The organism is Pseudomonas sp. NPDC087803, assembly GCF_044742995.1.
Lineage (GTDB): Bacteria > Pseudomonadota > Gammaproteobacteria > Pseudomonadales > Pseudomonadaceae > Aquipseudomonas.
The window spans coordinates 1-7,287 of record NZ_JBIUVO010000112.1; the positions used below are offsets into that span (position 1 = coordinate 1).

A 7,287-nucleotide genomic window follows, 5' to 3' on the forward strand; every position below is an offset into this window, starting at 1 on the left:
AGCGCACCCCCTCCCCACCCGCCGCTATCACAACCACAGCCTCATGACCGCTGCTGACGTCGACGGTTCCCACATCCGTACCCTGCAGCTGACCTTCATCTTCCGTCAGGTGCCGGAGCTGATCGAGCGCGGCTACATCTACATCGCACAGCCTCCGCAGTACAAGGTCAAGAAAGGCAAGCAAGAGCAATACATCAAAGACGACGACGCCATGGAAGAGTACATGACGCAGTCGGCCCTGGAAGACGCGAGCCTGCACCTGAACGAAGAGGCCCCGGGCATTTCCGGTGAAGCGCTCGAGCGTCTGGTCAACGACTTCCGCATGGTGATGAAGACCCTCAAGCGTCTGTCGCGCCTGTACCCGCAGGAACTGACCGAACACTTCATCTACCTGCCGGCCGTGAGCCTGGAAATGCTCGGCGACCACGCCAAGATGCAGGACTGGCTGGCTCAGTACGAAGTGCGTCTGCGCACCGTCGAGAAGTCGGGTCTGGTCTACAAGGCCAGCCTGCGTGAAGATCGTGAACGCGGCGTTTGGCTGCCAGAGGTCGAGCTGATCTCCCACGGCCTGTCGAACTACGTCACCTTCAACCGCGACTTCTTCGGCAGCAACGACTACAAGACCGTCGTCACCCTCGGCGCTCAATTGAGCACCCTGCTCGACGAAGGCGCGTACATTCAGCGTGGCGAGCGCAAGAAAGCGGTCACCGAGTTCAAGGAAGCCCTCGACTGGCTGATGGCCGAAAGCACCAAGCGCCACACCATCCAGCGCTACAAAGGTCTGGGCGAAATGAACCCGGACCAGCTGTGGGAAACCACCATGGACCCAAGCGTGCGCCGCATGCTGAAAGTCACCATCGAAGACGCCATTGGCGCGGATCAGATCTTCAACACCCTGATGGGTGATGCGGTCGAACCTCGCCGTGACTTCATCGAAAGCAATGCGTTGGCGGTTTCCAACCTGGATTTCTGATCCCGGTCGGCGGCAAACAAAAAGGCCAACGCTCAAGCGTTGGCCTTTTTATTGGCAGATCAAAAAAAGATCGCAGCCTACGGCAGCTCCTACATGGATTACCGGTAGGAGTTGCCGCAGGCTGCGATCTTTTGATTTTTACTCGGATGCAACCGTCACACTCTCCAACCGATACCCATACCCATAAATCGTCAGCAACTGCCAACCGCGATCTGCCGTCAGCCCCAGCTTGTTGCGCAGGCGATAGATGTGCGTATCCAGCGGTCGTGACGAAGCGACTTCTTCGTGGGGCCAGAAGCGTTCGTACAGGTACTCCCGCGACAACGGCCGACCCAGGTTACTGAACAGGCAGCGTGCCAGGCGGTATTCGCGCTCCGTCATGATGACCGCCCTGCCCTCGCGGGTGACGCTCAGTTCGGCATCGTCGAAGGTCAGGTCATTGAAGGTCAGGACTTCGGCAGCACTGCTGCGTTGCTGGCTGTGCCGGCGCAGTACGGCGGCGACTCGGGCTTTCAGCTCGTTGGGGCGGAACGGTTTGCTGACGTAATCGTCGGCGCCGGCGTTCAGCGCCTGGACGATATCGCTTTCGCCGTCGCGGCTGGTCAGCATGATCGCGGCGGGTGGCGACTCCATGTGCTCACGGGTCCAGCGCAGCAGCGCCAGGCCCGTCAGGTCGGGCAGTTGCCAGTCGAGGATCAGCAGGTCGAAAGTGTCCCGGCGCAACTGGCGCAGCAGGTCCTCGCCCCGCTCAAAACTGTGCAGCGACCAGGGCTGGTCTCCCGCCGCAGCCATCTGCTGCAGGGTTTGCTCGACCCGACGCAGTTCGGCGGGTTCATCGTCCAGTATCGCAACGCGCATACGCGTGGGTTCCTTGTTGCTTGGGCAGTGGCCGGCCACCATAACGGCTTGGCCTGTGGGATAAAAGTAAGCAGTTCGCCATCGGTCGACGTCCGCTATGATTCTTCGGATCTATGTCCTCAGACCTGTGACCCATGAAACCATTCACTGTCCCCTGCCCGGTTTGTCATGAATAGCCCGCGTCGGCGTGAAAGCCGCGAGCCGAGTCAGGTCCAGCGTCTGTTTCGACGGCTGGTGCGTGAGTGGCTGTGGATAAGTCTAGTGCTGTTGCCGCTGACTGCCTTGTTGTCGTATCGCGCGCAGATCAATCTACATGACGTGGTACCGATGTGGAGTGCGCTGCTTTCGGTAGGGCTGGTAGCCTGCGTACTCGGCTTGCTGTTGTGGCGCCCGCGCTGGGCGATCTGGGTAACATTGGGCGGGGTGGCGTGCGTGTTGCTGACCAGCGCCGGGCTGGCGGAAGTTCGGCACTGGTGGTCACCGACGCCGGCGGCGCTGGGCATGTTGTTCGGCTACCTGATCTGGAACTGGCGGCGCCTGAGTGTGGTGCTGACTTACTTTGGCTGGGAGTTGGCGCGGCTGGACCGCGAGCCGAAAGTGTTCCCCGAACGGCGCCGCGCAAAATTCACCAGCGCTGACCAGCTGCAGGGGCAGATCATGGCGCTGGAGCAAGCCATGAGCCGCACCCGCGATACCCGGCGTTTCATTGCCGATGGTCTGGAATACCTGCCGGTGGCGACGCTGATCAGCGATCCCAAGGGGCAGATCCTCTTGGGTAATCGCAAGGCCCGGGTATTGTTCGATCACCCGCTGGTTGGTGACGACGTTCTCGAGCAACTGGCCCGCCTGGGTTACCCGGAGTTGTCCACAGAACCGCGTCCGGCATTGTCTGCCCTGGCGCTGCTGGAGTTTCGCGATCACAAGGAACGCAGCCTGCGTCTGGAGCGGGCGGCATTGCTGCCGGTGGACGGCGATACTCCCATTGGCTGGCTGCTGAGCCTCACCGACTTGAGTGCAGAACGCGCCGCTGAAGAACAACGCGGCGTACTGCTGCGTTTTCTGTCCCACGATCTGCGCGCCCCGCATTCGGCGATCCTCGCTCTGCTCGATGTGCATCGTCATCAAGCCGGAGCAGATTCACCGCTGTTCGAGCAGATCGAGCGCCAGGTACGCCGGGCGCTCGATCTGACTGACGGTTTCGTTCTGCTGGCGCGGGCCGAGTCCGAGGCTTATCAGTTCCAGCCCAGTCTGTTCGCGATGCTGGTGCTGGACGTGCTGGATCAGGCGCTGCCCATCGCCCAGCAGAAAAGCATCAAGTTGCTTCATCAAATGGATGAACAATCCCAGGAGCGTCTGATCAACGCCGATCAAGGTCTGCTGACCCGCGCGTTGTTCAACCTGCTGGAGAACGCGATCAAGTACAGCCCGGCCGACACAACGATCGAGTTGAGTGTCAGTTGTCGCGGCGACTGGCTGTTCTGTGAACTGACCGATCAGGGCAAAGGCATCGCCGCCGAAGAATTGCCGGATCTGTTCACTCAATACCGGCGCTTTTCATCGGCGCAGGGGATTGATGGCGTAGGCCTAGGGCTGTCGATGGTCAAGGCTGTGGTCGATCATCATGGCGGTAACATCGAGTGCCACAGCATCGTCGATCAAGGCACCACGTTCCGGCTGCAGCTACCGCTGATCGTCGAGTGAACGGGCACAAAAAAACCGGCTATATCAGCCGGTTTTTTTACTTCCGAAAAAAACTTATGCACCTTTTACGGTGTTTTATGAGCTTGAGAAATATATAAGTAAATCAGCTAGTTAAATGAAAGATTCAGGCCTTTTCAACAAAACCGTACACAGGTTATCCACAAAATCTCAGACAGCCACCTGATCATTCGCAGCAGGTGCCTGCGGTGCCGGTGGCAGCGAGCCCATTTCGCGCTGAGTCTGCTCGTTCCAAGCCTGCACCCGGTCGTTCAGATCGGCGATGGCGCGCGGGCCCGTGCCTTCGGCATACATCGGCTCGCCGATGACCACAGTGATCACGCCCGGCTGCTTGCCCCAGCCGATTTTCGGCCAGAATTTGCCGGCATTGTGTGCAATCGGCAGCACCGGAAGCGCCGCATTCACCGCCAGCGCGCTGCCACTGCGGGAGAACTTGCCGACGGTACCGTAAGGAACGCGGGTACCTTCCGGGAAGATCAGCACCCAGACATTGTCCTTGAGCAGTTCATCGCCTTTGGCCGCGACTTGTTTGAGCGCGGCTTTCGGGTTGTCGCGGTCAATCGCGATTGGCCGCAGCATGGCCATGGCCCAGCCGAAGAAAGGTACGTAGAGCAATTCACGCTTGAGCACCTGGCTCAAGGGCGAGAAATAAGCGGAGAGAAAGAACGTCTCCCAAGTGCTCTGGTGGTTCGACTGAATCACGCAGGGCTGGTCCGGCACGTTTTCCGCGCCTTTGATCTCGTAACGAATGCCGAGAAACACCTTGGTCAACCACAAGGCACAACGGCACCAGTACACGTTGATGAAACGATAGCGCGCCTTGAACGGCAGAAAGGGCGCGATAAAAAAGCTCAGGCTGCACCACAGCAAGGCAGTGGTGCCCAGCAGCAGGTAAAAGAGAAAAATTCTGATGGCCTGCAGTATCGACATGGCGACGTTTACCGTTACGGGCAATGCCCGACTGTTCAAGCGCACTCCCGATCAATCCCTGGTCAGGAACTTCAGAAGCACTCTAGTTGTGGATAAGTTCTGCGGCAATCGCCGCCAGATCGTCAAAAATCAGGGTGCCGACCGGAAGAGTCTTGCCCAGAGTTTTTTCGCCTTTCCCGGTCTTTACCAAAACGGGTTGAGAATCGACGGCTTTGGCGGCCTCCAGGTCACCAAGGCTGTCGCCGACGAACCAGACATTCGTCAGCGCCACGTTGTAATGCGCCGCAATGGTTTTCAACATTCCCGGTTTCGGCTTGCGGCAATCGCAACCCTCGTCCGGTCCATGCGGGCAGTACACGATCAACCCGACTTCCCCACCCTGCGCCGCCACCAGTTCGCGCAGGCGCGCGTGCATGGCGTCGAGGGTGGCGAGGTCGTAATAGCCGCGAGCGATGCCCGACTGGTTGGTGGCCACCGCCACCGTCCAGCCGGCCTTGCTCAACTGCGCAATCGCCTCGATCGAGCCGGGCAGTGGAAGCCATTCCTCCACCGACTTGATGTAAGCGTCGGAGTCGTAATTGATCACTCCGTCCCGATCGAGAATCAGCAGTTTCAACAGCAATCCCTCAACCCAGCAGCGAAATGTCGGCAACGCCCAGGAACAGACCACGCAGACGCGCCAGCAGCGCGTAGCGGTTGGCCCGCACATTGGCGTCTTCGGCATTGACCATCACCGCGTCGAAGAACGCGTCCACCGGCTCACGCAGAGCGGCCAGACGTGCCAGCGATTCGTTGTACTGACGCGCTGCGGCCATTGGCTGTACAGCCTGGTCCGCTTGCTGGATCGCCGAGTACAGCGAGAACTCGTTGGCGTTGTCGAAGTACTTGGCTTGCACCTCGGTCGGTACCGAACCTTCAACTTTGCTCAGCAGGTTCGACACACGCTTGTTCACCGCCGCCAGCGCTGCCGCTTCCGGCAGTTTGCGGAAGGCCTGAACCGCTTGCACACGCTGGTCGAAGTCCAGCGCCGAACCCGGCTTCAGCGCACGTACCGACAGGTAGGTGGCGACATCGACGCCTTCGTCTTCGTAACGCGCACGCAGACGGTCGAAGATGAATTCCAGCACCGCGTCGTTCAGGCCGGCAGCCTTGACCTTGGTACCGAACGCGGCCACGGCGAAAGCCACGGCATCGTTCAGATCAAGGTCGAGTTTTTTCTCGATCAGGATACGCAGCACGCCGAGGGCCGCACGGCGCAGGGCATACGGGTCTTTGCTGCCGGTTGGCAGCATGCCGATACCGAAGATCCCGACCAGGGTGTCGAGCTTGTCGGCGATCGCAACGGCTGCACCGGTCAGGGTCGCCGGCAGCTCAGCACCAGCACCGCGTGGCATGTACTGCTCGTTCAGCGCCAGCGCGACGTCTTCCGGCTCGCCGTCATTGAGCGCGTAGTAGTAACCGGCGACACCTTGCATCTCCGGGAACTCGCCGACCATTTCGGTGGCCAGGTCGCACTTCGACAGCAAGCCGGCACGGGCCGCCCACGAAGCGTTGCCGCCGATACGTGCGGCAATGTAGGCCGCCAGTTTCGACACGCGCTCGGCCTTGTCGTAGACGCTGCCGAGTTTTTCCTGGAACACCACGTTCTGCAGGCGCAGGTTGAAATCTTCGAGTTTCTGCTTCTTGTCTTGCTTGAAGAAGAACTCGGCGTCGGTCAGGCGTGGGCGAACCACTTTCTCGTTACCGGCGATGATCTGCTGCGGGTCCTTGCTTTCGATGTTGGCGACGGTGATGAACCGTGGCAGCAACTTGCCGTCGGCATCCAGCAGGCAGAAGTACTTCTGGTTGTCCTGCATGGTGGTGATCAGTGCTTCCTGCGGCACGTCGAGGAAGCGTTCCTCGAACGAGCACACCAGCGGCACCGGCCATTCAACCAGCGCGGTCACTTCATCGAGCAGCGCCGGCGGCACGATTGCGGTGCCTTCCTGACGGGTTGCCAGTTCTTCGGTGCGCTTGCTGATGATCTCGCGACGCTCGTTGGCGTCGGCCAGGACATAAGCGGCACGCAGGTCGGCCAGATAGCTCGACGGCGAACCGATGCGCACGCTTTCCGGGTGGTGGAAACGGTGACCACGAGAATCGCGGCCAGCCTTTTGCGCGAGGATGGTGCAGTCGATGACCTGGTCACCGAGCAGCATCACCAGCCACTGGGTCGGACGCACGAACTCTTCCTTGCGCGCACCCCAACGCATGCGTTTCGGGATCGGCAGGTCGTTCAGCGAATCTTCGACGATGGTCGGCAGCAGGCTCGCGGTCGGCTTGCCGGCGATGTTCTGGCTGTAGCGCAGTTTCGGACCGCTCTGGTCGATTTCGCTCAGCTCGACGCCGCACTTTTTGGCAAAGCCCAGGGCTGCCTGAGTCGGGTTGCCTTCAGCATCGAATGCGGCCTGACGTGGCGGGCCATCGAGGTTGATGCTGCGATCCGGCTGCTGGGTGGCCAGCGCCGTGATCAGCACGGCCAGACGACGCGGCGCGGCGTAGACGGTTTTGCTTTCGTAGCTCAGGCCGGCAGCTTGCAGGCCCTTGTCGATACCGGCGAGGAACGCTTCAGCCAGGGTGTTCAGGGCTTTGGGTGGCAGTTCTTCGGTGCCCAGTTCAACCAGAAAATCTTGCGCACTCATTGTGCAGCCTCCAGCTTGGCCAGTACTTCTTACCGATGGCGACCCCGGTCCTGCGGGACGGAGTTCAGGCCAAGCGGGTGGCTGCACAAAGAGTGCGCAAGATTTTGTGGTTGTACAGGGGACCGA

The 7,287-nt window shown here is 60.3% G+C and carries 5 protein-coding genes and 1 pseudogene; 2 read left to right on the top strand and 4 right to left on the bottom strand.

Features of this window, described 5'->3' with window-relative positions; translation table 11 throughout:
- Positions 1 to 973, top strand: a pseudogene (gene gyrB / locus ACIOUG_RS26320) (DNA gyrase subunit B); the annotation flags it as partial.
- Positions 974 to 1,111: 138 nt separating this feature from the next.
- Here the strand turns inward: gyrB and ACIOUG_RS26325 are convergent.
- A complete protein-coding gene (locus ACIOUG_RS26325) occupies positions 1,112 to 1,831 on the bottom strand; it encodes a response regulator transcription factor (RefSeq protein ID WP_401069989.1) in 720 nt (239 codons plus the stop codon).
- Between the two features lie 168 nt (positions 1,832 to 1,999).
- On the opposite strand from ACIOUG_RS26325, the gene ACIOUG_RS26330 reads away from it, so the two are divergent.
- Positions 2,000 to 3,532, top strand: a complete 1,533-nt coding sequence (locus ACIOUG_RS26330; RefSeq protein WP_401069992.1) for an ATP-binding protein — start codon at positions 2,000 to 2,002, stop codon at positions 3,530 to 3,532.
- A gap of 168 nt (positions 3,533 to 3,700) precedes the next feature.
- Here ACIOUG_RS26330 and ACIOUG_RS26335 read toward each other — a convergent pair whose 3' ends face one another.
- The 3 genes from ACIOUG_RS26335 to glyS form a co-directional block, all read right to left on the bottom strand.
- Positions 3,701 to 4,480: a lysophospholipid acyltransferase family protein gene (locus ACIOUG_RS26335; RefSeq protein WP_401069995.1), complete on the bottom strand. Its 780-nt coding sequence runs from the start codon at positions 4,478 to 4,480 to the stop codon at positions 3,701 to 3,703.
- A gap of 82 nt (positions 4,481 to 4,562) precedes the next feature.
- Positions 4,563 to 5,102 (bottom strand): D-glycero-beta-D-manno-heptose 1,7-bisphosphate 7-phosphatase, encoded by a 540-nt coding sequence (gene gmhB / locus ACIOUG_RS26340; protein WP_171061886.1) that lies wholly within the window; start codon positions 5,100 to 5,102, stop codon positions 4,563 to 4,565.
- Positions 5,103 to 5,106: 4 nt separating this feature from the next.
- Complete coding sequence (gene glyS / locus ACIOUG_RS26345) at positions 5,107 to 7,161, bottom strand: glycine--tRNA ligase subunit beta (protein ID WP_401069999.1); 2,055 nt, start codon at positions 7,159 to 7,161, stop codon at positions 5,107 to 5,109.
- Positions 7,162 to 7,287 lie beyond the last annotated feature (126 nt).

What these genes read in the sequence shown, in the direction of transcription:
- ACIOUG_RS26325 (WP_401069989.1), bottom strand. Translation starts at nt 1,831, where the DNA reads ATGCGCGTTGCGATACTGGACGATGAACCCGCCGAACTGCGTCGGGTC.
- ACIOUG_RS26330 (WP_401069992.1), top strand. Translation starts at nt 2,000, where the DNA reads ATGAATAGCCCGCGTCGGCGTGAAAGCCGCGAGCCGAGTCAGGTCCAG.
- ACIOUG_RS26335 (WP_401069995.1), bottom strand. Translation starts at nt 4,480, where the DNA reads ATGTCGATACTGCAGGCCATCAGAATTTTTCTCTTTTACCTGCTGCTG.
- glyS (WP_401069999.1), bottom strand. Translation starts at nt 7,161, where the DNA reads ATGAGTGCGCAAGATTTTCTGGTTGAACTGGGCACCGAAGAACTGCCA.